The organism is Paenibacillus plantiphilus, from assembly GCF_927798095.1.
GTDB classification, from domain to species: Bacteria; Bacillota; Bacilli; order Paenibacillales; family Paenibacillaceae; genus Paenibacillus_Z; species Paenibacillus_Z plantiphilus.
Map to the genome: position 1 here is coordinate 1 of NZ_CAKMMF010000049.1, position 24,788 is coordinate 24,788.

The window sequence follows — 24,788 nt, forward strand, 5'->3', positions numbered from 1 at the left end:
CCAGGTTGATAGGTTCGGGGTGGAAGTGCAGCAATGCATGCAGCTGACGAATACTAATCGGTCGAGGGCTTATCCTATATGGCTTTCGGAAGGGTTCCTTCCAGAGAGCAAAACCAGCTAAAGTATGTTCATGCAATATCTTCGCATCCAGTTTTGAAGGTGTATATAGGATGAAGAAGTGCCTGATGAGGGCGCTTTTTTTGATTGTAATTGTAATCATTTGCTCCTATTTCAAAGATCGTATATGATGATACAGTATAAGACGTATGTAATGAAGGGAGGGAGAATTATAATTTTGACTTCTAAGCACTATGCGAGAAGCTTGCAATTCGGTGTTTATATGATTGGTCTTATTCTCTCCTTCCCATTGGCCGCACAACTACTGGATGCAGGCGACATGGTGCTGGCTGACAGCTCAACTAGTCTCACGGAGAAGTATGAGACGGTAATCAGCAATGCGGTTAAACAGCGGGACAGCGCATACTATACCTATATCGGCTCTATTTTGTTTGATAAGGTACATGCCTTCTACTCCATTTATTTACTGATTCTTGCCGTTATTATGCTTTATTCCTGCATTGCGATTACATTAAAGCATCTCTTGCTTGATCCTATTAAGTTTACGTCGAATTTCGTGGCTCCCTTTTTTCGTCTTCTTCAGAACAGAATTGTGTGAAGATACTTGAAGAAAAAGGGGAAAATCCATGATTATCAAAAGAGTCACAGCATTCTTTGCCGCAATTATTATCGCTTTTACGATCATCGGCATTACAACGCCTTCTATACTGGATGGCATTAAATTAGGCCTTGATTTGAAGGGCGGATTTGAAATACTGTATGAAGCCAAGCCCGTTATTGAAGGTGGAGAAATTACGAAGGAAGCCTTGCGGGAGACGGCTAAAAGCTTGGAGAAGAGAGCTGACGCATACGGTGTTGCAGAGCCGGAGGTAACGCCCGAAGGCGATAATCGGATACGCGCCAGAATTGCGGGTGTGTCCAATCATGAGAAGGTAAAGGAAATTATGAGAAAGCCTGCGGAATTGACATTCCGTGGCCCGGATGGCACTGTCGAGATGCACGGAAGCGATTTCGTCGAGGGTGCTGCCGTAGTTTCCTACGATCAGCTTAATGAACCGATGATCATGATTGAGGTTAAGGAAAAAAGCAAGCTGGAGGCCGTGTCGAAAAAGCTGTACAAGCAGCCTCTAGCGATTTATTTGGATGAGGAAGTACTGTCAGCTCCAATTGTGCAGGCTGTTTTGACCGATGGGTCGGCAACGATCTCGGGCTCCTACACGAAAGAAGAAGCACAGGAGCTTGCGGATGTCATCAATCTCGGCGCACTTCCATTGAAGCTTGAAGAGAAATATACGCAATCTGTCGGGGCGACTCTGGGACAGCAGTCTCTGGATCAAACCTTGCTGGCGGGCACTCTGGCCTCCATCTTTATTCTATTGTTCATGCTCATTCTATATCGGATTCCCGGGGTAATCGCATGCATTACATTAATTGTGTACTCTTGGGCGCTGCTTCTCATCTTCTATTGGATGAATGCAACGCTAACATTGCCAGGTATTGCTGCCTTTGTACTCGGAATCGGGATGGCGGTAGATGCCAACATAATTACGGCTGAAAGAATCAGGGAAGAGATGCGCAGCGGGAAAAGTCTTCTGTCCGCGTTGAAGGCAGGCTCCAAGAACTCGTTCCGTACGATTATGGACGCCAATGTAACGACAATCGTAGCCGCTGCCGTGTTATATTTTATCGGAACAGGTGCGATCCAAGGCTTTGCGCTAACGCTTATTCTAAGCAATTTGCTTAGTATGCTGACGAATGTTGGCTTCTCCAGATTCCTCTTGCAGCTCTTAATAAAAAGCGGCATGGTCAAAAAGTCTGAGTTAATGGGTGTTAAAGCGGCAGATATCGCGTCGCTCTCAGACAATAGCAAAGAAACGAAACAATTTTATCGGATTTTCAACTTTGTGAAGCACCGCAAGTTATTTTTCTCCTTGTCCATCGGTGTTACGATTATCGGTATCGTGACGATGCTGGCATTTAATCTGAATTACGGCGTAGATTTCAAGGCAGGGACGAATTTGGATATTTCCGTCGGCCAGTCGATTACGAAGGAGCGTGCGGAGCAAATTTTTGCTGAGGCAGGTCTCGCGCCCGCGACGCTGACGATAGGCGGAGATAATAATTCGCGCATTACGGCTCGTTTTGACAAAGTATTGAACTATGCAGATGGTGATGTGAATCGTGTGCTTGAGCTTTTTAAGGCGCAATATGGGGACAAAGTATCCCCTGAGGAAAATACTGTCGACCCTGGTATCGCACAGGAGCTCGGTATTAAGGCGATTGTTTCAATCATTATTGCAAGCATAGGTATCATTGTGCTCGTCATGCTTCGTTTTGAATGGCGGTTCGCTCTGGCAGCCATTATTGCGCTGTTCCATGATGCCTTCATGGTTGTCAGTGTGTTCTCCATCTTCAGGCTGGAGGTCAATCTGCCATTCGTTGCAGCCATACTTACGATTATCGGCTACTCGATTAACGATACGATCGTTATTTTCGATCGTATTCGGGAAAATCTGCGGTTTGCCAAAATTAAAACGTTCGAGCAGCTGGAGCATCTGGTGAATGTCAGTATCTCGCAAACGCTGTCCCGTTCGATCAATACGGGTATTACAGTGCTTGTAGCATCGCTCATTCTGCTCGTGCTGGGAAGTGAATCGATCAAGCTGTTCTCGCTGGCAATGACGCTCGGACTGGTGTTCGGTATTTATTCGACGATCTTTATCGCGAGCCAGCTATGGTTGATCATGAAGAAAAGGGAGATCAACAAGAAGGCATCTATTGAAGAGGAAGCAGAGAAGCAGGACAAGGGAGAACTGCCGTCCCACTAAGAACGGATCCGTTCACGACAGCACTTCCGATTCATTGAAAAGGCGGCTGAACTGGGAATGCCCTGTTCAGCCGCCTTTTATAATATTGTTACTATGTCGCTGTATACGTCGCGCCGTAGTTGTCATCGACATAGGTGCTGCCGCCTACGGTGTACTCAATTTTGTACTTGACTGTGCTGCCGCCAGGCACGGTGAACGAGTAGTTCCAGAACTCGGCCGAACCGAAATTGTTGGCCGCACCGGAATAGGATGCAAAGCCGGTTTGCGTCGTGGCCCAGTTATTAGTGGTGTAAAGGATTTTTACCGTCTTCGCAAAAGCGATATTTTTGACCGTTACGCTGCCGTTGAAATTAGTGCTGCTCGTCACCTGTCCGAAGTTGTTCACCACATTGGGCGCGCCCAGAATGGTGGAGCCTGGCCCGAAGCTGAACGGTTCATTGTAGTAGTCGGAGCCGCCGTTATTGTCATAATATGTCGATCCCGATACGTTGTACTCAATATAAAATTTAATGAATGTCAGACCGAGCAGTTCCGGGTTGGTGTTGTTTATGGAGCTTGTCGAAACAGCGAAGTTCCATTTCTCATAGGAGCCGCTAGTCGGGCCGACATAGCTTGCACTTGTTGAATACCAGTTGGTGTTGTCCGTTGTATAATGGACAGTCACTGTCTTGGTGGGGGCGATATTCTGAACTTCGACCTCTCCGCTGAACCCGACATAGCCGTATTTGTAGAGGTACAGATTGGATTGAATGAGCTTCACTTCTCCGGAGGCGAATGCGGACCCGGCAAAAGAGATTCCCATAATCAATGTTAGCATAACAAAACTGGTGAGCAATTTTTTAATTGACTTCATGCAATAATCCTCTCCTCTTTTCAGTTAATGGATTACTTCATGGATCTGCGCCGGAAGCCTTTTGTCGGCCCGGCTGATTCAAACATTCGCTACTGACAGCATCCTTTCTCATCGTAAAATAGTTTCAGCGAAGTCGTAGTCACTCCTTTCTATAATTAATTGAGAAAAAGCAAGTAAGGAAACTTTTGTATCCAAATCGTTTCCTGCTACCAATATTACATATGTCTTACAAGGTTGTAAATAGTATATAAGAAGCATAATTATATATACATTAATTAAAAAAATGTAAATTAAAAGGGGAGTGTACGCCTACGAAGTTGGTGAAAAAGTCGTGGTTTGTGGTCTCGGAGAGCGTAATTCTCTCGCGTATGACACGCTTCGCTGCCCAGCAAAACTTAGCTTTCGTATCCTTCATCACCTTGTTATAATAGATTGATCTACTGATAGAATCGGAGCATCGTATAAATGAAAAAGTTTAAAAAGTTTTACATTGAGATTACAAGTGTATGCAATCTGGCTTGCAGCTTCTGTCCGCAAACGAAACGGCAGGCGAAGTTTATCGGAATTGAAGATTTTACGAAAATATTGGACCAAGTACAGCCGCATACAGAGTATATTTATTATCATGTGAAGGGCGAGCCGCTGCTTCATCCCAAAATCGACCAGTTGCTCGATATTACGCATGAAAAAGGGTTCAAGGTCAATATCACGACGAATGGGACGCTGCTTGCGAAGAATCGGCACAAGCTGCTGAATAAGCCGGCTCTGCGGCAAATGAATTTCTCCCTTCACAGCTTTGACGGGCATGAAGGGTCTACGGATAAGGAAGGATATATTAGCAGTGTGCTGAGTTTTGCCAGAGAGGCGGCAGAGACCAGCAATATGCTTATTTCTTTGCGGCTATGGAACCTTACAAAGGACAATGCAACCAATCAGGAGCGAAATCGGAACCGTGAGATTCTGGAGGCGATTGAGCAGGAATTCAAGCTGGATTACCGGATTGAGGAGAAATTTGTTCGGGGCGGCGGCTTGAAGATCGCGGAACGGATCTATTTGAATCAGGATCATGAATTTGAATGGCCGGATTTGAAGGAGAAGGAGGACGAAGGCAAGGGCTTCTGCCATGCGCTCCGCAATCAGGCCGCTATTCTCGTAGACGGAACGGTCGTTCCTTGCTGCCTGGACGGCGAAGGTGTTATTAATCTCGGCAATGTCCATGACAAGCCGTTCTCTGAAATTATCGAGGATGAGCGGGCGACCCGGCTGTACGATGGCTTCTCCAGAAGGGAAGTCGTCGAGGAGCTGTGCCGCAAATGCGGCTACAGACAGCGGTTCAGTATGTAAGGGAATGTTCTTATGTAAGGGAATGTTCTTCCGATCGCTGTTGTTCCCGGAATTCTTGAATTGTAGTTGTTATGGTGGAATTCCGGGAACAAAGGCGAGCGCTGACGCTTCTCCAGAATCATTCCCTTTGCCTGGAAGTTTGATGAAGAGGGGTGACGAGTTCACCCCTCTTTTTTTATAAAGCTTACAGATGCAATGATCAGAAATGGTATGACGGCCAGCGTCAGATTCAGCAGCGGCCATACGAGACTCACCTTCTCATCGAATTCCGCTTGACTGTCAAACATAACGATGGATAGGCAGAAGCAAATCAATGTAATCGGGTAAATAAATACTCGCTCATCCTGCGTCTTGAACAGCCGGGACATCATCAAATTAAGGGCAAACAATGCGATGGTGGCTTTCATATAGGAGCCGGCGATCAATGAAATTCCGACGACGGACTCTATCCTTTGCATAAAATCGGCAAAATCGATAAGTCTTGAAATCGCGAATAAAGGGTACCGCAGCTTAGTTGCTAGCGGGCCATAAGTCATAAGTGTACACAGGGTAGTCATAATAAGTACGAAACCGTTGAAGATAAGAGCCGTTACCATATATTTAGGGAGCTTGGAGGACGATTCCTTGTTTACATAAGGGAGGAGCATGGAAAAAACGACGATTTCCGCAAATGGAAACCCAAAGGTGAAATAGCTGCCAAGCATAACCGGCTTAATCCCGTCTGGCAGAATAGGCAACAGAAAGTCTGGATTGTAATTAGTGAACAAAAGTGCCAATACGATAAAGACAAAGAACAGGACGATAATCGTATATAAGACGAACATGCGTGCCATAACTTCCATACCCGCACGAACGGTCCAAGCAGCGGTAACGAGAATGAAAAAATGGAAGATATAACTAGGCGTCTCCCGCATCATCGAGCTGTTCATAAATCCGCCTACCCCGATCACAATCCAGGTGACCATGAGAAATAGATAGAAGATAAACGGAACGGTCAGCAGAACGGTAACGAAGCTTCCCACCGCCTTGCGGCTGCACTCGACCAAGGTTAAGCCAGCATGCTTCTTATGCAGCATCAGGAGACAGGTCAATAACAGCAGCCCGATCAGGTTCGATATGATCAGAGAGATCCAAGCGCCATTATGAGCAAACCCGATAACCGGACCCGGGACGTTAACAATGGATGAGCCGGTCATGAAGGAAAAGAACAGAAACGCCATCTGCCCGGAAGTAATCAAATCTTGTTGGTTCATCACAGCACCTCATTTATTGCATCGATTAAATTTGCAGCGCCTCGAATATCATTCGGGCCGGCCAAGTGAAAGTGATGTCCAGCAGCTCGTCAGCATGAGGCAATTTGATATTCAGCATGAAATCGAGGCCCAAATAAGCAGCAATCATCATCATCGTCCAATAAACAATACGCTCGCGTCTCTTATTTCGCCGATAGTTGGGCAGATCATAGACGATCACAAGTCCGAATGCCACGATCATAACGATTACTTTCTCCAGCATGGATGCACACTCCTCGATAGAACCGTAAACTACATTTATTTGGAGACGGAAGATTTGCCGATAAGCATGCCGGTATCTATTAATGAAATTCTGATGTCATAGGTAAAATGGGCACGCTGGAAATGGTCATCCCAATTCGGCTTGAGGCTCCGCCATAGCCTTGGATTCATCTGGTAAATTTGATTGCCGATTCCAAGCATATCGATTTTTCTCGCCTGGAGCTGGTCGGTGAGAGCCCGGAGCTCTTGCTCCACTAATAGCTGCACTTTTTCGATGAATTTTTTTTCACCCTTGGTTGTGCTTAAATCCGAACAGAGCAATTCCCCGGCGGAGCTTTTTATTTGAACCGCAATATGCACACGAATCGATTCCATGGATGCCTTTGGTTTAATTTTTGTCTGAAGCGATACGACTTCGAGGGATTCATCCAGCGGATGGTTTCCACCGACTTGTTGTTCGCAAGGAATTTCAATGATCGAATTTTTATATTTATTTAGTAGTATGTTCAGGTGTTCCGTTTGTATCGGTGAGAGGGCTCCGATCATTTTGCCATTTTTCAATAATGCCAGCCCTTTGAGAGCTATCGATTGGTCCTGGGAATTATCCGGACTGATGTAGGGGACAGCCGCAAACCCTGTCTGGCTTTCCAACTGCAAATTAAGCATGAACAAATTAACATTCATCGATTTGGCTGAATACTTCGCCGTCGATTCTTGAATCCGCTTCAATTGCTGGCTGATCGTGTTCTCTATTAAGGGCTTCTTCTTAAAGAATTGGTTCGCTTTTCCCTTTGTAATAAATATTTTGCTCGTTTGACGGGGCTCGTGATCCCGATTAAAGAAGTCGAGAGCTTCCGAAATATTGTGTTTCTTCGCAAAATCTTCGCCAATCAGAATGACGCGCTGATGGCTCCACTGAGCCCGGCGGCCAAGATGGGTCGGGATGTCGCGAACCGATTCAAAAATGTTGCTATTGACGGTTGTGATATTGGCGTAGGGTTGTCCCTGATTGCTGCTTCCTACTCCCGCTTTTTGCTGCGGTTTATAGATTTGAGCGGTCAATTCGATCCCTCCGTTCGCGGCAAGATCGATTGCGACACCCATGACGAATCCCCGTTCTGTTAACTCCACTTGATCCCAGCAACCACCTGTCAGGAGTAGGATAGGGAGAAGGGCTGCTGCTATCATTCGACTGTTCATTGTCCATCCACTTCCTTCATTACCAGGTTTATGAGGACTGCTTCGGATTGTTGCGGTTGTGCGCTCTTCTGGGAGAACGGTTCAACAATGTCAGAGGGCTGCGGATAAGCGTGTCTGCCAATTGTCCCAGCCGCAGCGGTGCGAGTGGAGACAAATAGGGCTGGCCCAATGATTTTAATGAAGCCAGATGCAGCGTTATCCACAATAGCCCGATCATCATGCCGAAAATGCCCATAGTCGCAGTTAGAAGCATTAGTGGGAGCTGCAACAGACGAAGCGCAATCGCAATTGCATATTGTGGAATTGAAAAGGAAGCGATCCCTGTAACAGCGATAATGACGACCATAATGGGTGAAGCGATCCCGGCATTGATTGCAGCTTCCCCGATAATAAGCGCGCCTACAATGCTGACGGCCGATCCGACCGGTCGGGGCAAACGTATGCCAGCCTCTCGAAGCAGTTCGAAAGAAAGCATCATAATAACCGCTTCAACCAGAGAAGGAAAGGGGATGCCCTCTCGGGTATCCAGAACCGCCAGCAGCAGTACGGTCGGAATTAGCTCGGGATGAAAGGTTGATAACGAAATGTAGACACTTGGAAGCAGCAGCGCGATAAAAAAGGCGATTATACGCAGCAGCCGGATGAAGGTTGAGATGATCGTTCGTTCATAGTAGTCCTCGCTGTTTTGGAAAAATTCTGTGAATAACCCCGGGCAAACGAGAATGGATCCCGTGCCTTCGACCAAGACAATAATCTTGCCTTCCAGAAGCGCCGCAACCGCCGAATCCGGTCGTTCCGTATAGCGATGCTGGGGAAACGGGGAATAAACCGCATCCTCAATCAATTCTTCAATATAGGAGGTTTCCAATATTTCCATTTCTTCCGCTTTCGTTATGCGTTTCATGAATGCTGCCAATGTATGAGGTGGAACTGCGTCTTCTACATACCCGTAGAGGACATTCGTGTGGGTTTTACCTCCAGTGACCACATTTTTAAGTTTGAATTGCGATGTTTGCAGTCTCGAACGCAGCAGTCCTACATTCGTCCGCATATTCTCCACGGTGCCCTCACGCGGACCTTTGACGACCGATTCGCTGGACGGCTCATCAACTGGCCTTGCTTTGACATTGTTGGCTTGATACATAATCGCCTTGTTCCAGCCGTCAAGAAAAATCAACACATTGCCCAGCAGCAGCTGAGCTTCGGCATGCTGGAAATCATCGATTACTACGCCGTCATTGATCGATGCTCCATGCTGCTCGAAGAAGGAAAATAGGCGTGTCTGCTCCATGCAGGTATCTGCCGAGCAGAGGGGCTGAGCCGCCATGCTTTGCAAAGTGTTACGCATAAAGCTCTGATCCCGAGGCTCTGCAAGCGATTCAAAATAGACACTGAGTGCTTCATACTTCATATCAGTCCCATATCGCCAGGGCAGCATGACAAGATCGCGGCAATCGGAAAATATCGATTCAAGCTTGCTTCGATTGTCGGTTAATGAACGTGAGATCATAGGTGTCTCGCCTTCTTTTTTCCAAGGTATGTTAACAGTATTTACATAGGTTGAGGCTATCTATTCCTAACATTGCGTGGGCGGACCAATTTTTGATTCAGCGGGAAGCTGCTTTTTCTAAGCTTCTAAGAAACAAACTTGAGTTTTTGAGCGTTTAAATAATGAAATTACATTTTGTGGGGGATTGTTCATGAACAAGTTAGGAATCATTATCTTGGTAATAGGCTTAGGTCTGGTATCCAGTGCCTGCGCATCTGAGAAAGTACAGGATCACTCTTCGACTACTGCTGCGCACAATCTCAATGCCTCACAACCAGCAGAAAATGCTGAAGTCAAGACGCTCCCTGAAACAAATGGTGAACTAATGCTGCTAAATGAGAACACGGATTGGAATAAAGATGGGAACTCTGAGACTCTCAAAGTATCCGTTGTAACGGACAACACGATGAAAATTTTTGTTGAGTATGACGGGTTGAAGCAGGAGGTTAGCATTCGAGGCAACGGATCGCCGATATCATGTGAAATTGTTCAGCTAGACGAATCAACCCCGGGTCTGGAAGTGAAAATTAGCGGAGCGGGTACTAGTGATGCTGGCCTCAATCCTATGGAGCACAAATTGATGGTTTTTATATGGGCATTTAAGGACAATAAACTCATGCCGGTTTTTAACACAACAGATCATGCAGCAAATCAGCCAAACAATTATGAAATTAAATATGAAGGGGAAAGAAAGTTCACGCTTACAGATAAGATGACGGCTTTCAGTGTAGTAACCGACGCAGTTGTTGATGAAGGTGAGGAGCCTATCTTCAATAGAATCGTGGAAAACACGGAAGTCATGAAAAAACAGTTCGCTACATCATTATTATGGTTTGCGGAAGCTGATTTCATAAACGATGATGAGGGAGGCGCGAAGATTAATCTTGTGAAATTGATCCCTGGTTATAGTCGGGTACATTCTCTAGGTTATTTTCGCTACACCTATAATTGGAATGGCGATGAATTTGTATTGCGGCAAGAAGGATTTTTTACAGCCAAGGGTGTTATGATGCTAGAACCCAAGTTGTTAAAGGAGACAAATTTCTGAATCATTCAGCCCGTTCCTGTGACTTTCATCATAGTCTGCGCCAGGCAACTCCCTTATAGTTAAAAGCAAGCCATACAAGGGCAGACACCTTGTAGAGAGCAGAACAGCTGAACTAACGGAGGGATGCGTTATGAAGGAATTACAGGTTTCTTTCGCTGCGAATGTCATTCAACCTCGGCTTGATTGGAGAGAGGCGGTCGAAAATCTCAAGGAGGAGCATGAGGCTCTGCTGGAGGAGCTGCATGCACTGCACCGTATGGCGAAGAGAATAGGCGAGCTGCCTGTGATCGACACGGCAACATTGCAAAAGCTTAGAGCCAAAGCGTTTACCTTTCAAACGGAACTGGATTTGCATGCAAAATGGGAGGAAGAAACGCTGTTTCCGATGATCACCGTGTACAATGGCGAAGCGCTGGATCAATTCACGCTCATTGAGCAGGAGCATCTGCTCGCAGAGCAATTCATTCAAGCGTTCGTCGACGCGGTGGAGCGTGCGCCTGTACGGAAGTATGAAGCACATGAGATGGCATCGTATTTGAATCAGGCGCTGCTGGTGCTGCAGGAGCATTTTCGAATGGAGGAAGTGATGGTGGGGGAGCTGGTGGACCGTTCGAATCTATATGGGTATTAGAATGACGCAAGCCGCGCAAGGAAGGGATCTAACCCCATATCCAGCGCGGCTTTATTGTTGCATGCTGCATTACATGCGGCAAATTTCCTTCGGACAATTCTCGCAGTGGCATACATTGCGCAAATAACCCAGATCTTTAATAATGATCGATCCGTCATGCATCTCGATAATGTTATCCTTCCGCATATCGCTGAGCATTCGGTTCACACTCTCGCGCGTTGTCCCGACCATGTCAGCCATCTCGGCATTCGTAAGCCGCATATGAATATGAATCTGCTCGCCCTGCAAAGTGCCGTACGTATTGCTGAGACGAATGAGCAGCGAGCATAATGCTCCCGGCTTGCCGTACATCATAAGGTCGCGGAACTTGCTCTGCGTCATGCGGTGCATCAAGCCCATCCACTTCATAAACTCTACCGCGAGATCTCCATGCTGCCACAAGAGCACCTCAAGATCCTTCTGCTGTATGATGCCAATCTCGCTATCCTCGGTCACCTCTGCGTTAAAGCTGTGCACGGAATCGCGGAAAGGGTCGACCTGACCGAACAGATCCCCATGTGTATGAAGATACAAGGTCAGTGTACGGCCATTATCAGCCGATTTGGTAATGCGAACAGCGCCTTGCTTGACATAATACAGCTTATCCGCTGTATCGCCCTCCCAGAATAAGTGAGATCCAGCCTTGGCTGATTTGGCATACATGATGCCCTTCAGTCTTTCCATATTCTCAGCTGAGAATAAGCTCGAAATTCCGATATCGTTAAGCTCTGCCGCTGCATTCATGTGTGCTTCCTGCAAGTTATACGCTTGTTTGGTCATCACCATTCGCCACCTTCTCTTGTATCGCTCTATACCTATCATAATGGAGTCGAGCCGGTTTTGTAATCGGGGTAGCACCTGATCTTTCACGGGGAACTTCCCCGATTGTGCAGTGAGGAAAATCACACCTCCCGCACAGCAGCCCTATCGATACTGCGAGGCGACCCGTGCCTTTGCGCTCGTACCCCTAATGACAATCAGGGAGTTCCCTTACTTACAAAAGGTTCATAAGTCTATAGAATAGAGACTACAAACGACTTAATGGAATGACAGGAACGGAAAGGGCGGGTGATGGTGCGATGCTGCTTCGCGAAGAACGGGATCATGACCGTCTAATGCTTGTGCTTGATAGGCTGCGATTGCTGACGAACAGTGATTTGGCAGCATTGGCGCTGCATGATCGAATGAGCCGATATATGAAATGGTCATTCATCTCAGGAAGCCGGAATGGAAAAATTCTGACAATGAAGATCACACCCGGCGTCGGACCGGCCGGAATGGCTCTGCGTCTGGGAAGAGAATACCGCCACGGCGCGGCAGCGGGCTCAGTTTCCTGTGACATCGGTCATGGAGGAGGTGGCTCTCCGACGGTAAATTTGAATGCGGTAGAAAGCTGCCCGGCAATGCTGGCAGAACGGCTGGTCACCGCCGCGGCTTACCCTCTTCTGAAGCTGGATGGACCGATCATCGGCGGACTGCTGCTTCTGGGCAGAAGAGCTGGCGATGTCTATGGTGACTGTGAACGCCTGGCAGCGGAGGAAAGCTTGACCGCGATAAAGGCTGTTTGGAGCGGTATGACTGCAGATGAAATGAGCTGAATATAAGCGATAGAGGGAAAAGTTTGCTATAATAAAAGAGAAATCATTATTGCGTTTGCAGCTGGAGGTTACGCATGATCAAGATCATCATTGTAGATGACCACGCTATGGTGCGGTCGGGTTTGCGGCTGCTTCTTAGTGGCAAGGAAGATATTGAAGTAGTAGGTGAAGGGGCAGACGGTGATGAAGGGATTCGGCTTGTGCGCGAGCTGCGGCCGGATGTCGTACTGATGGATCTGAGCATGCCCCATGGCAAGGACGGACTTACAGCTGCCTCGGAGCTGAATAGCGAATTTCCCGATACCGCTGTTCTTATTCTGACGATGCATGACGATGATGAATATTTGTTCCGCGCTATTCACGCCGGCGCATCGGGTTATGTGCTCAAGAGCGCTCCGCATGAGGAGCTTCTGGCTGCCATTCGATCTGTCTCTGAAGGCAATGCCTATCTCTATCCAACCGCAACCAAGCGGCTCATGAATGAGTATATGGAGCGCATGCGAAGAGGAGAGAGCGGCGATCTGTATGAGGCGCTTTCTGAGCGGGAGAAGGAAGTGCTGTCGCTGACGGCAAAGGGATACGCCAATAAGGAAATTGCTGAGCAGCTCATTATTAGTGTGAAGACAGTAGAGACGCACAAGAGCAATGTGATGGAGAAGCTGGGGCTGAAATCGAGACCTGAATTGATCAAATATGCGGTGAAGAAGGGGCTGCTGCAGTTTGAATAAGGAACGGCGGAGAAGTGAATCCGAAGTAATCGGCCAATATGTGAATACACTGCTGACGAGGCTGGATGAGAATATCGCGGATGAACGTTTTCGCAGCGAATTGAAGCAGTCGCTCAAGCAGCTTGCCAATGTGAAGTTTGCGCTAGATGAGTCATCGATAGTAGCTGTTACGGATGGAAAAGGCAAAATTCAATATGTGAACGATAAATTTTGCGAAATCTCGCAGTTCGAGCGCAGCGAACTGATCGGAAATGACCACCGGATTATTAACTCCGGCTTGCATGACAAAGACTTTATGCGTTCGTTGTGGGAGACAATTACTTCTGGGGAAGTATGGTTCGGAGAGATACGCAACCGGGCGAAGGATGGCTCCTATTATTGGGTGAATACGACGATCGTCCCTTTTATTGGGGATGACGGTGTGCCCTATCAGTTCCTTGCCATTCGCAGTGAGGTGACGAAGCTCAAGCGGGTGGAAGAGGAGCTGCAGGAAATGATGACGCAGGTAATGCAGATTCAGGAGAATGAGCGGCGAAAGTTCTCACGCGAGCTCCATGATGGCATCGGTCAAAGCCTCTTCTCACTGCTGATCGGAATTGACCGGTTAATTGCGAGCGAGGAGAAGGATGAGTCCGAACTTGCACAGATCCGGCAAAATGTAGCGGACATTATCGAGGATGTACGCGGCTTGGCATGGGAGCTGCGCCCATCCGTGCTGGACGATCTGGGCGTCGTGCCTGCAATACGGACTTATATCGACAATTACTCTTCCCATTACGGCATTGCGGTACAGTTTGATTGCAATTTGCGCAAGCGGCTCGACGTCATGAAGGAAACGGCGATTTATCGGGTCATTCAGGAGGCGTTGACCAATACGGCCAAATACGCCGATGTGTCAGAGGCGGAAGTGCTGATTCAGCAGAATGACTCCTTGCTGAATGTTCGGATTATCGATAAAGGAATCGGCTTCGATCCGAAGGCCAGCTTCAAGGGCGTCGGGCGCTTCAGCATGGAGGAGCGGGCGAGAGCAGTTGGCGGTCGTTTCGAGCTTCATTCTCAGCCGGGGCAGGGCACGGAGGTAAGGCTGACGATTCCGATTACAGTATAGGCAGTTTCCCGCTTTATAGTGGGGGTGAAAAAGAACCTTAGCTCCACTGTTACAGTGGGCTAAGGTTCTTTTTTCGCTGGAACTTACTTTTTCGGAGTAAACTGCTGCTCCTTTAATACCTTCGGATTCTCGATAAAAACTCCGGGAGCGGTAAAGAAGGTTTCCTTCGTCAATGCAAACTGATTGTCGATCCAGCTGTAATGATAGCTGAAAAATCCAAGTGGCTTTCGGCTTCGAACGCCGGGAACCATTTTTATATACTCGATTTCGAAATTACTGTTCGTTAGAACAGGATTGATCTGTGTAAACCATTTGGTGGGTTGGAATTGACTTGAATTCGCATCCTCAGAAAGATGGCGGTAGAAATGCTCGTATTCATCATCGATTTCAACATTAAAATCAATCTTGAACTGAGTAAGGTTATCTATAATCTGGAAATATCCCTTTCTATCAAACGTAATTTGATAGTTGTTCTCTTGATGAGTCTTATCCTCGATCGTGTTTAATAATACAGCAAGTTTTCCGCTTTGTTTGCCAATGATTAGATAAGCCCATCTCTCGTTGATTGGAAGCTCTATCGTAGCTTCCGGCTCGTGATCATTCAATTTAATCGCTATAGCAGATACTCCTTCTTGGAGGGCAATTACTTCCATCTTGTCCGGAAAAGCAACCTTGGTCAAATCCAGCAGCATTTCCTCATCTTCGGTATGAAACTTTAACTGAAGATGGTCTTGAATGCGATAACTTGCTTCAAACTCTTCTTCGTTATTGCTGCCATCCCAAGCAATGCGTGTTTTGCCCATCGCTATAAAATCAGATTGTGCTTCCTCTTGTGTTGATTGATTGGGCTGATTCTCGGCAGCGATGGTATCTAATGCAGGCTCACTCTTCCCACAGCCGTTAAGAAGTCCGAAATCCACTGTATCTTAGTTGGCGGGCGTTACAGAAGGTCATTTGGTCGTACGCTGTGATCGGCCCGGCATCCCTTTCAACGGCCATGCTGCGGCGGGCTCCATCCACCCTTTGGCAACAAGCTCCACACGGGGATGGGATAAGGTCAGAGTCAAGGCAAAGGCGGCTCCGATGAGTAGCGGTATTGTCCATATAGAACCGTCCAATGACTGAAGCCAGCCAGCTGCAATGACCGCTTTGACGATAAAGCCATGCAGCAGAAATACGAACAATGTCCGTTTCCCCCAATCGGTCAGCATTGAGCTGCGCCATGGAACGCAGGCAAGGAAGCAGACAGCAGCACCAGCCTCTAGCGCGTATATGCCGAGCCGATAGATGCCGGCATACCAGCTGTGCTGGCCAAGCTCTGTGAAGGTTAGGCTGCCGTACAGCCATCCCGGGTCAAGGCGAAGGCCCAGTAATAAAGCCGTTGTCACCGCTGCGGCACACACAATGGCAATTGGCCGGCAATGTCTGGCTGCTGCCTGCCAGCTGCCCGATCTTCTCATCCGATATCCGATGAGGAAGAAGGGGAAGAACACGAAGGTGCGGGACAGGCTGATCCAGCTGCCGTCCCATGGGATATAGCCGACGGCTACGCCCAGCAGGATGGAGGCTGTCAGCGGATACCGCAGCTTCAGAAACAACGGGAGCAGCAGCTTCCAGCAGAAATGGCTGCACAGAAACCATAGGAGAGAGTAGGGCATGAAGAACGAATGCAAGATGCCTTCCGCATGAAAGAAAGAAGCATCTGCGAGCGTGTATAGACTTTGGAACAGCACATACTGGTAAGCGATAATCATCAGATGCTTGACCTGATCCCCCTGAACGAGCCGGGATTCGCGGGCCAGGTAGCCCATAACGAGCACAAATACGGGAATGTGAAACAGATAGATGGCCTCGTACAGGGCATAGGCTGAAGCGTTGCGGCTTACGACAGGCTCCAGCATATTCGCGGTCACGACGAGGGCGATCAGAATGAATTTTACATTCATCATATAGGTGTGAAGCGCCCCTTTTCGATCATCGAGATTGAGGTTGTGCATTGGCATTCATCTCCTGCTGTTATTTGGCTTGCCTGCTTTATTCATTCTAATGCTGCAAGCATTTGGAAAGCTGTGATCGTTATCACTGCCGAAATTGTGATGTTTCTCACTTCGCTGGCTCATTATTTCATGTAAGCTTCTAGATATAAGCTAGGATGATTCTGGTGGAGGTGGCGTGATGTATAAACGTGATGCGGGAATGCAGTTGGAGCCCTTAAATTCCGCAAGACCAAGCGTCTTTATGATGCTGGCGATGAAGTTGAAGGAGGATCATGATCGTCTCAAGGAGGAGGTTGCTGCATTATGTCAGCTGAATCAAGGAACTACGGCGACGGGCGGCAGCGTGCGTGTCATTCAGCAGTTTGAAGGTTTGCGCGAGAAGGTTGCTCAATTGAAACAAAATTTGGAGCGGCATTCCAAGTGGGAGGAGCAGGAGCTGTTCCCCGTCCTCTCCAGATATTTCAGCAAAAAGATTGAACCGACGATGCTGCCGTCCATGTGGGTGCTGGAGAAGGACTATGAGCTGGCTATTCAGTTTCTCGACGCCTTCTATGAACAATGCGGTTCTGTGCTTCGGATGCTGTCCCTCGGTCTGAAACAATACGATGTGATCACTATCCATGAATTGAAATATGCATCGGATCAGTTGACGCAGGGCTGCCTGATTCTGAAGGGGCATTTGCATATGGAGGAAGAGCTGATCTATCCGCTGGCAGAAGAAATCCTTACAGATATCGATTATTTATTCTCATAGGTGATCATGTGATTTTTATCACGGCATAGCCTGAAGCGCTAATGGTTCAATATATGATATCATTCTCGGCAATCGTTTTATTTGCAGGGAAACAATGAGATGGAATGGAGTGATCCTATGATTACGTGCAATGAATGCGGGAAAACAAACGGGCATGGAGACGTTGGAGATAATTGGATTTGCGGAGATTGCAAGGTAAGGGGACCAGAGCAGGAACTGCGAGATGGACAAAAGAAAGCTGACTAAGGGAAAGGGGCGAGGAGCATGCTGACAGGGCTCATACTCGCAGGAGGTCCGCAGCGAAGAATGAAGGAGGCATGCAAGCCGCTGCTGGAGTTTGGCGGTGAATGCTTGCTGCAGCGGCAAGTTCGGGAGATGCGCAGCATATGCTCAGAGGTTATCGTTGCGGCGGAGGATCCGAGGCCGTTGTTGCGTATTGTAGATCGAGATGTGCGTATCATTACGGATTATTATCCCGGGAAGGGGCCGCTTGGCGGCATGCACGCCGGATTAAGCCTGGCAAGGAACAGGGCTGTCTGGGTTGTCGGCTGCGGCATGCCCTTCCTGTCAGCGCGAGCCGCCCTGCTGCTTCTCGGGCTTCAGCAGGGCAGGTTCGATGCAGCGGTCCCGGTAATCTGCGGGATTCCTTCACCCCTGCATGGCATATATGACAAGGACTGCGCTGAGGAAGCTCTTGCCCTAATAGAGCGCGGGGAGCGTCAAATGATTGGCTTGTTAAAGGAGCTGGCATGGGTCGAGGCCTATGATTATATGTTCGAAGGCAAGGGGATCGATACGCTGTTTGTTCAGAATATCCGTACATGGGAGCAGTATCAGGACCTATTGAAGCGGGCAGGCCTGCAGCTTATGAAATGACAGTGATTTTTGTCATAGCTGCACCATGTTGAATGGGGTACGATGAATACAAGCAACAGGATAAACATTCCATACCAGGAGGAGAGATACTATGGCTGTTAAAGAGATCAAAGCCAATGATCAGCATTCTGTTCAGGACGAAGTTAATGCCTTGGTGGCCAAGGCGATGAAGGCGCAGGAGGAATTTCTAAAGCTTAATCAGGAGCAAGTGGACAATATTGTGCAGGCGATGGCGCTTGCCGGTCTTGATCGTCACATGATTCTTGCGAAAATGGCATTTGAAGAAACAGGCCGAGGCGTGTACGAGGATAAAATTACGAAAAATATTTTTGCTACAGAATACATTTATCACAGCATCAAATATGACAAAACCGTCGGTGTTATTGAAGACAACACCTACGAGAGCTTCCAGAAGGTAGCGGAGCCGGTCGGTGTGATCGCCGGTGTGACGCCAGTAACGAATCCGACCTCCACGACGATGTTCAAGGCGCTCATTGCGACGAAGACACGCAATCCGATCATATTCGCCTTCCATCCTTCGGCCCAGAACAGCAGCTCGGAGGCTGCGCGCACCTTGCTGGACGCAGCTGTTAAGAATGGCGCTCCACAGCATTGTATCCAATGGGTTGAGCGGCCATCGCTGGAGGCGACGCAGCTGTTGATGAATCATCCTGACGTTGCGCTCGTACTGGCTACAGGCGGCTCCGCGATGGTTAAGGCGGCGTACAGCACAGGCAAGCCGGCGCTTGGGGTAGGGCCCGGCAATGTGCCGTGCTTCATCGAGCAGAGCGCGGACATCAATCAAGCGGTTACCGATTTGATTCTGTCCAAAACATTCGACAACGGCATGATCTGCGCCTCCGAGCAGGCGGTAATTATTGAGGAAGCGATCTATGACAGCGTGAAGAAGCTGATGAAGGATAACGGCTGCCACTTCCTGAGCAAAGCGGAGACGGAGGCTGTATCGAAGCTCGTGATCAACTCGGAGAAATGTGCCGTCAATGCTGTCATTGTAGGTCAATCCGCTGTCAAAATCGCAGAGATGGCCGGCATTACAGTTGCAGCCGACACGAAGGTTCTGGTCGCGGAGCTGCAGGGCGTCGGGGAAGCCCATCCGCTATCGGCGGAGAAGCTTAGTCCTGTACTGGCTTGCTATAAAGTGAAAAATGCCGAGCAGGGCATCGACCGTGCAGCTGAGGTAGTAGCTTTCGGCGGACTGGGCCATTCATCCGTCATTCATTCGAAGAACGATGCAGTCATTGCCGCGTTTGCCGCCAAGCTGAAAACCGGCCGCGTCATCGTCAACTCGCCTTCGACACATGGCGCAATCGGCGATCTGTACAACACGAACCTGCCTTCGCTGACGTTAGGCTGCGGCTCATACGGACATAACTCGACGACCTCCAACGTTACGGCGGTTAACCTGCTCAACATTAAGCGTGTCGCGCATCGGACTGTGAATATGCAATGGTTCAAAATTCCGAACAAAGTGTATTTCGAGAAGGGCTCCACTCAATATTTGCAGAAGATGCCTGACATAACGCGTGTACTGATCGTAACCGATGCAATGATGGTGAAGCTTGGTTATGTCGAGAAGCTGGAATATTACTTGCGCAAGCGCAATACACCGGTGCATCTGGAAGTGTTCGCCGATATCGAGCCGGATCCGTCGGTAGAGACTGTGCAGCGGGGAACCCAGGTGATGGAGAGCTTCCAGCCCGATTGCATTATCGCTCTTGGCGGCGGCTCGCCGATGGATGCAGCGAAGGCGATGTGGCTGTTCTATGAATACCCGGACACTAGCTTCCATTCGTTGAAGCAGAAGTTTCTGGATATCCGCAAACGGGTGTACAAATATCCGCGCCTGGGCCGCAAAGCGAAGTTCGTCGCCATTCCAACGACGTCGGGAACCGGCTCGGAGGTAACATCGTTCGCCGTTATTACGGATAAGAAGGAAGGCAATACGAAATATCCGCTGGCCGATTACGAGCTGACGCCGGATGTGGCGATTATCGACCCTGAATTCGTATACTCGCTGCCTAAGACTGCGGTTGCGGATACAGGCATGGACGTACTGACCCATGCGATTGAAGCCTATGTATCGGTTATGGCAAGCGATTATACGGACGGCTTGGCGTTACAGGCGATTCGCCTCGTATTCAAGCATCTGGAGGATTCGTATCATAAGGCTGACCCGTATGCGAGGGAGAAAATGCACAACGCATCGACAATTGCAGGCATGGCGTTCGCAAATGCCTTCCTTGGCATCAATCACAGCTTGGCCCATAAATGGGGCGGTGAATATCATACGGCACACGGACGCACGAATGCGATTCTGATGCCGCATGTCATCCGATATAATTCGCAGAAGCCGACGAAATTCGCATCGTTCCCGAAATACGACCATTTCATTGCTGATCAGCGGTATGCGGAAATCGCCAGAATTGTCGGACTTCCAGCCCGCACGACAGAGGAAGGCGTCAACAGCTTGATTCAGGCAATTCGCAAGCTTAACGAATCGCTCGGCATTCCGGAGAGATTCCAGGATCTTGGCTTTGAAGCGGCGCAATTCGAAACCAGAGTCGATTATTTGGCGGATCGCGCATTCGAGGATCAATGCACCACTGCAAATCCGCGCATGCCGCTCGTAACCGAGCTGGCAGATGTATACCGCAATGCGTTCTATGGCCGATTCTAGCGACAGGCCGACAGGTGGATGTATGCGGCAGTGTGCTCTATGGCCGATTCTAGCGACAGGCGGACAGGTGGATGTATGCCGCAGTGTGCTCTATGGCCGATTCTAGTGACAGGCGGATGATTCCGGAGTGCGTTCTATAGTCGATTCTAGCGACAGTCAGATGTAAATCGCAAGGTGTGCAATGACAGGTCCAGTTTATAGAGGACAAGCGCAGTTCATCGTTCGGAAGTGGCGGCTGCAGGCCGTCAATGAAGATCAGGAGGTGCCAGAAATGGCAGTGACAGAGAAAGAGTTGAAGGGCAGACAGTCGGATGATAGCTGGAGAAGCTTTCACAGCGGCAAATGGCAGCGGCAGATCGATGTCAAGGATTTTATCGATACGAATGTGACACCGTATTATGGCGACGAGAAATTTTTGCAGCCGCCGACAGAGGCAACGAAGGCGCTGTGGAATCAGCTGCTGGAGCTCATGCGTCAGGAGCGGCAGAACGGCGGGGTGCTGGAGGTGGACGTCAACACAGTTTCCACGATAACAGCGCATTCGCCGGGGTATATTGACAAGGACAGAGAGCAGATCGTTGGCTTGCAGACGGATGGACCGCTGAAGCGTTCTATCCAGCCATTCGGCGGGATCAAGATGGCGGTTGATGCTTGTGAAGCCTATGGATTCAAGCTTCCCGACGAGATAGTCAGACTATTCACAGAAATTCGCAAGACGCATAATCAAGGGGTGTTCGACGCTTACACCACTGATATGCGCAATGCTCGGAGAGCCGGTATTATAACCGGCCTCCCTGATGCCTATGGCCGCGGCAGAATTATCGGCGACTATCGTCGTGTATCGCTATATGGCGTGGATCGGCTCATTGCAGGCAAGAAGAGCGATCTGCTTCAGCTGGAGGTAGACACGATGACGGAGAGCGTTATTCGTCTAAGAGAGGAGCTAAGCGAGCAGATTCGGGCGCTTCAGGAGCTGAAGAAGATGGCTGCATCGTACGGCTTTGATATTTCCAGTCCAGCTGGGAATGCGAAGGAAGCGGTGCAATGGCTGTATTTTGCCTATCTGGCGGCAGTTAAGGAGCAGAATGGCGCAGCCATGAGTCTTGGAAGGGTGTCCAGCTTCCTTGATATCTATATCGCCAGGGATCTTGCGGAAGGGACAATCACTGAGGCTGCTGCCCAAGAGCTTATTGACCAATTCGTCATGAAGCTGCGCATCGTTAAGTTTCTGCGGACACCTGATTACAATGATTTGTTCAGCGGTGATCCGACCTGGGTTACAGAATCAATCGGCGGGATGTCCATATCAGGCGAAACGCGAGTGACGAAAGGCTCCTTCCGTTTCCTGCACACGCTCTATAATCTCGGTCCTGCACCAGAGCCGAACCTTACGGTGCTTTGGTCAGAGAAGCTGCCAGAAGCTTTCAAACGATACAGTGCTAAGGTGTCTATTATGACGAGCTCCATCCAATACGAGAATGATGATCTGATGCGTCCTTATTATGGGGATGACTACGGCATCGCATGCTGTGTCTCCGCTATGCGAATTGGCAAGCAGATGCAGTTCTTCGGAGCCCGCGCCAATCTTGCTAAGGCATTGCTGTACGCAATCAACGGTGGTGTGGATGAGAAGCTCGGCGTGCAGATCGGACCTGCGACACAGCCTGTTGCCGGTGATAGGCTGAGTTATGAAGATGTGATGAAGAAATTCGATCATATGCTGGAATGGCTGGCAGGTCTATATATGAACACACTCAATGTTATTCATTACATGCATGATAAATACTGCTACGAACGAATTGAGATGGCGCTTCATGACAGAGAGATTGTTCGTACGATGGCTTGCGGGATTGCCGGGCTATCGGTTGTTGCGGACAGTTTGAGCGCTATTAAATACGCTGCGGTTCGTCCGATTCGCAACGAGACGGGTCTGGTCGTCGATTTCGAGATTGAGGGTGAATATCCGCAGTATGGCAACAATGATGATCGAGTGGACAGCATTGCGGTGGAGCTTTCCGAAGCGTTCATGAACAAGCTTCGCAAGCATCAAACCTATCGGGATTCAGTGCCGACCATGTCGGTGCTGACGATTACTTCCAATGTTGTGTACGGCAAGAAAACCGGCAGCACGCCAGACGGCCGCAAAGCAGGCGAGCCGTTCGCTCCGGGCGCAAATCCGATGCATGGCCGTGACCGCAAGGGAGCGCTAGCCTCACTGGGCTCTGTTGCCAAAATCCCGTATGAGCACTGTCTTGACGGCATCTCGAATACGTTCTCCATTGTACCGAAAGCGCTGGGCAAGGAACGCGAATCACAGGTTGTCAATCTGGTCGCGATGCTGGACGGATACGCGTTAACAGGCGGTCACCATCTGAATGTGAATGTATTTGAACGCGAGCAGCTGCTGGATGCGATGGAGCATCCAGAGAACTATCCGCAGCTTACGATTCGCGTCTCCGGGTATGCGGTCAATTTCATTAAACTAACCCGAGAGCAGCAGCTGGATGTCATCAATCGAACCTTCCACGGTTCGGTATAATATAAGCAAGGAGCGTGGCCGGTATGAAAGGTCGTATCCACTCGATAGAAACATTCGGCACAGTTGATGGCCCGGGCATCCGATTCGTCCTGTTCATGCAGGGCTGCGCGCTGCAATGCGCTTACTGCCATAATCCTGATTCATGGGATACAGGCGGGGGCAGGCTTGTGGAAGTCGAAGATGTATTAAAGGAAATCGAGCCATATCTCGCTTACTACCGCAGGTCTGGCGGGGGAATTACTGTAACTGGCGGAGAGCCGTCGCTGCAAGCGCCCTTCGTGGCAAAGCTGTTCAAAGCCTGCAAGGAGCGCTGGGGCTTGCATACGACGCTGGATTCATCAGGCTTCTGTGATCCCCTGCATGCGGAAGAGATGATCGCGCATACCGATCTCGTGCTGCTGGATTTGAAGCAGATCAATCGGGAGAAGCACCAAGCGCTTACGAGCCAGCCTAATGATCGGATTCTGCGCTTCGCCAATTGGTTATCGGGCAAAAACAAGCCAATTTGGGTCCGACATGTGGTCGTACCAGGTGTCACAGACGGCTACAGCGACCTGACAGCATTAGGCCAGTACATTGGGACGCTTAACAATGTGGAGAAAATCGAGCTGCTGCCCTATCACCGCATGGGCGTCTATAAGTGGCAGCAGCTAGGCAGAGAGTACCCGCTTGAGGGGGTGGCAGCGCCGACCTCGGAGGAGATGGAACGCGCGCGCACATTGGTAGAGCTGGGGAAAGCAGAGTGTGTAGAGCGAGAGCGCAGCAGCGCTTTGTAACAACTGAATAGAGGCTGTTCCATGAGTAGATTGCTACTTGCTGGGACGGCCTTTTCGCTTATTTTAGAGCAAGGCTGCGGGCTTCGGCTGCCTGGGTTCCCGCACTACAACTACAGCTCGGAAATTTCAGGCTGATGAGAAAGTCCGATGAAACATGAGCTGCAAGCTCCACCTATACTTGCTATCTATCGCACCTGCAAAAGTATATCCCATACATCCTAAGGGGCTGAACACAGTCGAAGTTGCTGCAAAAACTCTCATGATGTCGGGTGACATCACCTCTAGAATGAAAATAGGGTTGGGGGTTTATTCCTGTCTTCGTATAAAGCCAAGCTGTAAAGAAGGACAGTCCAGAAATTCGCTGTATAGAGCGGGAGTACCGTGTTACAGCACGGAAAAGAGGATCGAAGTGCGCTGTAACGCTGAAAAATTTTCTTGCAGATGACAAGTCTTCGCAGAATGCTCTTTGGCTGCATCCATAAGGCGGAAAATGCAGTTAGAATAAAAATTGGACACCTCGTAACGTTGGACAGATAATAATCCTAATAAAAGGTGAGGTGTTCACAATGGGGAAAACGAGGCAGCATTATAACGACGAGTTTAAATTGCAGACGGTGAAATACATTCAAG

At 49.0% G+C, this 24,788-nt stretch carries 22 protein-coding genes; 13 read left to right on the forward strand and 9 right to left on the reverse strand.

Translation table 11 applies throughout. The annotated features are described in order from the left end of the window. Positions 1 to 220, reverse strand: a 220-nt coding sequence (locus tag L6H65_RS25535; RefSeq protein WP_236347276.1) for a hypothetical protein, incomplete at its 3' end; no start/stop codon positions are given. 75 nt (positions 221 to 295) lie between these two features. On the opposite strand from L6H65_RS25535, the gene L6H65_RS25540 reads away from it, so the two are divergent. Further along, complete coding sequence (locus tag L6H65_RS25540) at positions 296 to 676, forward strand: hypothetical protein (protein WP_236347278.1); 381 nt, start codon at positions 296 to 298, stop codon at positions 674 to 676. A 28-nt stretch (positions 677 to 704) separates the two neighbouring features. Continuing rightward, complete coding sequence (gene secD / locus L6H65_RS25545; RefSeq protein WP_236347281.1) at positions 705 to 2,906, forward strand: protein translocase subunit SecD; 2,202 nt, start codon at positions 705 to 707, stop codon at positions 2,904 to 2,906. A 91-nt stretch (positions 2,907 to 2,997) separates the two neighbouring features. Here secD and L6H65_RS25550 read toward each other — a convergent pair whose 3' ends face one another. After that, positions 2,998 to 3,759, reverse strand: a complete 762-nt coding sequence (locus L6H65_RS25550; protein WP_236347285.1) for a CBM21 domain-containing protein — start codon at positions 3,757 to 3,759, stop codon at positions 2,998 to 3,000. Between the two features lie 465 nt (positions 3,760 to 4,224). On the opposite strand from L6H65_RS25550, the gene L6H65_RS25555 reads away from it, so the two are divergent. Then, positions 4,225 to 5,103, forward strand: a complete 879-nt coding sequence (locus L6H65_RS25555) for a radical SAM/SPASM domain-containing protein (protein WP_236347289.1) — start codon at positions 4,225 to 4,227, stop codon at positions 5,101 to 5,103. Positions 5,104 to 5,264: 161 nt separating this feature from the next. On the opposite strand, the gene L6H65_RS25560 is transcribed toward L6H65_RS25555, so the two are convergent. From L6H65_RS25560 to L6H65_RS25575, 4 genes are read right to left on the reverse strand one after another with little or no spacing between them, the layout of a single operon-like run. After that, positions 5,265 to 6,356, reverse strand: a complete 1,092-nt coding sequence (locus L6H65_RS25560) for a GerAB/ArcD/ProY family transporter (RefSeq protein WP_236347292.1) — start codon at positions 6,354 to 6,356, stop codon at positions 5,265 to 5,267. A 25-nt stretch (positions 6,357 to 6,381) separates the two neighbouring features. Continuing rightward, positions 6,382 to 6,618: a hypothetical protein gene (locus tag L6H65_RS25565; RefSeq protein ID WP_236347295.1), complete on the reverse strand. Its 237-nt coding sequence runs from the start codon at positions 6,616 to 6,618 to the stop codon at positions 6,382 to 6,384. Between the two features lie 35 nt (positions 6,619 to 6,653). Beyond that, positions 6,654 to 7,817 (reverse strand): Ger(x)C family spore germination protein, encoded by a 1,164-nt coding sequence (locus L6H65_RS25570; RefSeq protein WP_236347298.1) that lies wholly within the window; start codon positions 7,815 to 7,817, stop codon positions 6,654 to 6,656. A gap of 28 nt (positions 7,818 to 7,845) precedes the next feature. Beyond that, positions 7,846 to 9,327 carry a spore germination protein gene (locus tag L6H65_RS25575; RefSeq protein ID WP_236347301.1) on the reverse strand — a complete coding sequence of 494 codons (1,482 nt, stop codon included), beginning with the start codon at positions 9,325 to 9,327 and terminating at the stop codon, positions 7,846 to 7,848. A gap of 190 nt (positions 9,328 to 9,517) precedes the next feature. On the opposite strand from L6H65_RS25575, the gene L6H65_RS25580 reads away from it, so the two are divergent. Together L6H65_RS25580 and L6H65_RS25585 are read left to right on the forward strand one after the other, a co-directional pair. Further along, a complete protein-coding gene (locus tag L6H65_RS25580; protein ID WP_236347304.1) occupies positions 9,518 to 10,414 on the forward strand; it encodes a hypothetical protein in 897 nt (298 codons plus the stop codon). Between the two features lie 130 nt (positions 10,415 to 10,544). After that, positions 10,545 to 11,045, forward strand: coding sequence for a hemerythrin domain-containing protein (locus L6H65_RS25585; protein ID WP_236347307.1), 501 nt, complete (start codon positions 10,545 to 10,547; stop codon positions 11,043 to 11,045). Between the two features lie 69 nt (positions 11,046 to 11,114). Here the strand turns inward: L6H65_RS25585 and L6H65_RS25590 are convergent, their stop codons facing one another. Beyond that, positions 11,115 to 11,828 carry a Crp/Fnr family transcriptional regulator gene (locus tag L6H65_RS25590; protein ID WP_236347334.1) on the reverse strand — a complete coding sequence of 238 codons (714 nt, stop codon included), beginning with the start codon at positions 11,826 to 11,828 and terminating at the stop codon, positions 11,115 to 11,117. A gap of 302 nt (positions 11,829 to 12,130) precedes the next feature. Between L6H65_RS25590 and L6H65_RS25595 the strand changes: the two genes are divergently transcribed. From L6H65_RS25595 to L6H65_RS25605, 3 genes are all read left to right on the forward strand, one after another. Next, complete coding sequence (locus L6H65_RS25595; RefSeq protein ID WP_236347310.1) at positions 12,131 to 12,682, forward strand: hypothetical protein; 552 nt, start codon at positions 12,131 to 12,133, stop codon at positions 12,680 to 12,682. A gap of 74 nt (positions 12,683 to 12,756) precedes the next feature. Beyond that, the gene (locus L6H65_RS25600; protein ID WP_290370479.1) at positions 12,757 to 13,410 is read left to right on the forward strand and encodes a response regulator transcription factor; all 654 of its coding nucleotides are present in this window, start codon (positions 12,757 to 12,759) and stop codon (positions 13,408 to 13,410) included. Continuing rightward, the gene (locus L6H65_RS25605) at positions 13,403 to 14,518 is read left to right on the forward strand and encodes a PAS domain-containing sensor histidine kinase (protein ID WP_236347313.1); all 1,116 of its coding nucleotides are present in this window, start codon (positions 13,403 to 13,405) and stop codon (positions 14,516 to 14,518) included. Before L6H65_RS25600 ends, L6H65_RS25605 begins: the two co-directional genes overlap by 8 nt. Positions 14,519 to 14,601: 83 nt before the next feature. Here L6H65_RS25605 and L6H65_RS25610 read toward each other — a convergent pair whose 3' ends face one another. Together L6H65_RS25610 and L6H65_RS25615 are read right to left on the reverse strand one after the other, a co-directional pair. Continuing rightward, positions 14,602 to 15,438, reverse strand: coding sequence for a hypothetical protein (locus tag L6H65_RS25610; RefSeq protein WP_236347316.1), 837 nt, complete (start codon positions 15,436 to 15,438; stop codon positions 14,602 to 14,604). 30 nt (positions 15,439 to 15,468) lie between these two features. After that, a complete protein-coding gene (locus tag L6H65_RS25615) occupies positions 15,469 to 16,515 on the reverse strand; it encodes an acyltransferase family protein (RefSeq protein WP_236347319.1) in 1,047 nt (348 codons plus the stop codon). 178 nt (positions 16,516 to 16,693) lie between these two features. Between L6H65_RS25615 and L6H65_RS25620 the strand changes: the two genes are divergently transcribed. The 5 genes from L6H65_RS25620 (at position 16,694) to pflA (ending at position 24,158) form a co-directional block, all read left to right on the forward strand. Next, positions 16,694 to 17,269 carry a hemerythrin domain-containing protein gene (locus tag L6H65_RS25620; protein ID WP_236347322.1) on the forward strand — a complete coding sequence of 192 codons (576 nt, stop codon included), beginning with the start codon at positions 16,694 to 16,696 and terminating at the stop codon, positions 17,267 to 17,269. Positions 17,270 to 17,533: 264 nt separating this feature from the next. Next, positions 17,534 to 18,145, forward strand: coding sequence for a molybdenum cofactor guanylyltransferase (gene mobA, locus L6H65_RS25625; protein WP_236347324.1), 612 nt, complete (start codon positions 17,534 to 17,536; stop codon positions 18,143 to 18,145). Between the two features lie 91 nt (positions 18,146 to 18,236). Continuing rightward, positions 18,237 to 20,843 (forward strand): bifunctional acetaldehyde-CoA/alcohol dehydrogenase, encoded by a 2,607-nt coding sequence (gene adhE / locus L6H65_RS25630; protein WP_236347327.1) that lies wholly within the window; start codon positions 18,237 to 18,239, stop codon positions 20,841 to 20,843. Between the two features lie 271 nt (positions 20,844 to 21,114). Further along, positions 21,115 to 23,382, forward strand: a complete 2,268-nt coding sequence (pflB, locus tag L6H65_RS25635; RefSeq protein WP_236347342.1) for a formate C-acetyltransferase — start codon at positions 21,115 to 21,117, stop codon at positions 23,380 to 23,382. 23 nt (positions 23,383 to 23,405) lie between these two features. Beyond that, complete coding sequence (pflA, locus tag L6H65_RS25640) at positions 23,406 to 24,158, forward strand: pyruvate formate-lyase-activating protein (RefSeq protein ID WP_236347331.1); 753 nt, start codon at positions 23,406 to 23,408, stop codon at positions 24,156 to 24,158. The last annotated feature ends 630 nt before the right edge of the window (positions 24,159 to 24,788 follow it).

What these genes read in the sequence shown, in the direction of transcription:
- secD (WP_236347281.1), top strand. Translation starts at nt 705, where the DNA reads ATGATTATCAAAAGAGTCACAGCATTCTTTGCCGCAATTATTATCGCT.
- L6H65_RS25550 (WP_236347285.1), bottom strand. Translation starts at nt 3,759, where the DNA reads ATGAAGTCAATTAAAAAATTGCTCACCAGTTTTGTTATGCTAACATTG.
- L6H65_RS25555 (WP_236347289.1), top strand. Translation starts at nt 4,225, where the DNA reads ATGAAAAAGTTTAAAAAGTTTTACATTGAGATTACAAGTGTATGCAAT.
- L6H65_RS25560 (WP_236347292.1), bottom strand. Translation starts at nt 6,356, where the DNA reads ATGAACCAACAAGATTTGATTACTTCCGGGCAGATGGCGTTTCTGTTC.
- L6H65_RS25565 (WP_236347295.1), bottom strand. Translation starts at nt 6,618, where the DNA reads ATGCTGGAGAAAGTAATCGTTATGATCGTGGCATTCGGACTTGTGATC.
- L6H65_RS25570 (WP_236347298.1), bottom strand. Translation starts at nt 7,817, where the DNA reads ATGAACAGTCGAATGATAGCAGCAGCCCTTCTCCCTATCCTACTCCTG.
- L6H65_RS25575 (WP_236347301.1), bottom strand. Translation starts at nt 9,327, where the DNA reads ATGATCTCACGTTCATTAACCGACAATCGAAGCAAGCTTGAATCGATA.
- L6H65_RS25580 (WP_236347304.1), top strand. Translation starts at nt 9,518, where the DNA reads ATGAACAAGTTAGGAATCATTATCTTGGTAATAGGCTTAGGTCTGGTA.
- L6H65_RS25585 (WP_236347307.1), top strand. Translation starts at nt 10,545, where the DNA reads ATGAAGGAATTACAGGTTTCTTTCGCTGCGAATGTCATTCAACCTCGG.
- L6H65_RS25590 (WP_236347334.1), bottom strand. Translation starts at nt 11,828, where the DNA reads ATGAATGCAGCGGCAGAGCTTAACGATATCGGAATTTCGAGCTTATTC.
- L6H65_RS25595 (WP_236347310.1), top strand. Translation starts at nt 12,131, where the DNA reads ATGACAGGAACGGAAAGGGCGGGTGATGGTGCGATGCTGCTTCGCGAA.
- L6H65_RS25600 (WP_290370479.1), top strand. Translation starts at nt 12,757, where the DNA reads ATGATCAAGATCATCATTGTAGATGACCACGCTATGGTGCGGTCGGGT.
- L6H65_RS25615 (WP_236347319.1), bottom strand. Translation starts at nt 16,515, where the DNA reads ATGCACAACCTCAATCTCGATGATCGAAAAGGGGCGCTTCACACCTAT.
- L6H65_RS25620 (WP_236347322.1), top strand. Translation starts at nt 16,694, where the DNA reads ATGTATAAACGTGATGCGGGAATGCAGTTGGAGCCCTTAAATTCCGCA.
- mobA (WP_236347324.1), top strand. Translation starts at nt 17,534, where the DNA reads ATGCTGACAGGGCTCATACTCGCAGGAGGTCCGCAGCGAAGAATGAAG.
- adhE (WP_236347327.1), top strand. Translation starts at nt 18,237, where the DNA reads ATGGCTGTTAAAGAGATCAAAGCCAATGATCAGCATTCTGTTCAGGAC.
- pflB (WP_236347342.1), top strand. Translation starts at nt 21,115, where the DNA reads ATGGCAGTGACAGAGAAAGAGTTGAAGGGCAGACAGTCGGATGATAGC.
- pflA (WP_236347331.1), top strand. Translation starts at nt 23,406, where the DNA reads ATGAAAGGTCGTATCCACTCGATAGAAACATTCGGCACAGTTGATGGC.